This is a genomic window from Sphingobium sp. BHU LFT2 (genome assembly GCF_018604485.1).
In the GTDB taxonomy this organism is placed as follows: domain Bacteria; phylum Pseudomonadota; class Alphaproteobacteria; order Sphingomonadales; family Sphingomonadaceae; genus Sphingobium; species Sphingobium yanoikuyae_A.
Window position 1 is genome coordinate 1 of the sequence record NZ_JAFCGW010000081.1, and the last position, 607, is coordinate 607.

At 64.1% G+C, this 607-nt stretch carries 1 protein-coding gene; it reads left to right on the forward strand.

Annotation, left to right across the window (positions count from 1 at the left end):
- Positions 1 to 26: 26 nt before the first annotated feature.
- The coding region (locus JQK15_RS26560; RefSeq protein WP_214869670.1) for an amidohydrolase family protein at positions 27 to 607 on the forward strand (581 nt) is incomplete at its 3' end.

Sequence of the window (607 nt, forward strand, 5' to 3'; positions counted from 1 at the left end):
GAACAGACAGGAAAGGCCGACGCGGCATGACCATGATTATCGACTGCCACGGCCATTATACCGTGCTGCCCAAGGGGCATGACGCCTGGCGCGAGGAGCAGAAGGCGGCATTCAAGGCGGGCGTGCCTGCCCCCGCCTATCCCGACATCAGCGATGCCGAAATCCGCGAGACGATCGAGGCGAACCAGCTGCGCCTGATCAAGGAACGTGGCGCCGACCTCACCATCTTCTCGCCGCGCGCTTCGGCCATGGCCCCCCATGTCGGCGACGCGGCGGTGGCGAAGGAATGGGCGATGCGCTGCAACGACCTGATCGCGCGCGTCGTCGGCCTGTTCCCCGAAACCTTCGTCGGCGTGTGCATGCTGCCCCAGTCGCCCAAGGCGGACATGGCCAACAGCATTGCCGAGCTGGAACGCTGCGTCGACATGGGCTTTATCGGCTGCAACCTCAATCCCGATCCGGGCGGCGGTCATTTCCAGCATCCGCCGCTCACCGACCGTTACTGGTATCCCTTCTACGAGAAGATGGTCGAGCTGGACGTGCCGGCGATGATCCATGTGTCGGGCAGCTGCAATCCGGCGATGCACGCGACCGGCGGCTATTATAT